General features: G+C 55.5%; 1 pseudogene. It reads right to left on the minus strand.

Annotated features, from left to right (window positions below):
• Positions 1-420, minus strand: a pseudogene (locus QMM04_RS23180) (PLP-dependent aminotransferase family protein); the annotation flags it as partial.

Genomic DNA, 420 nt, shown 5'->3' on the forward strand with positions numbered 1-420 from the left:
GCGGATTATTGATGTTGTTGATGGTGAGATAGGCCTGCACCGCTTTACGCTGAAACAGCGCGGTGAGCTTGCTGACGTTAACATAACCTTCCGGCCCGGCTTCCACTTCAATCACGCGCAGATTGAGATTATGCAGCATCTGCAACAGCACGAAGTAGCACGGCGATTCCACTGCCACAATATCGCCGGGGCGGGTGGTGGCGCGCAAAGCCAGTGAGATAGCTTCGATACAACCGTTGGTGATCAGGATGTCATCAGCGCTGATATTGCAGCCATAATCCACCGCGCGGCGTGCAATCTCGGCTTTGAGCGGCGCATAGCCGGTGCCCTTCACCGTGTTGCCGAGCAGTGCCGGTTTGCTGTAGCCCATCTGGCGCATCAGCAATCCAATTTTCTTGACCGGATAGAGCGAGATATCGC

Source organism: Pantoea sp. Pa-EAmG, assembly GCF_030024295.1.
GTDB classification, from domain to species: Bacteria; Pseudomonadota; Gammaproteobacteria; order Enterobacterales; family Enterobacteriaceae; genus Pantoea; species Pantoea dispersa.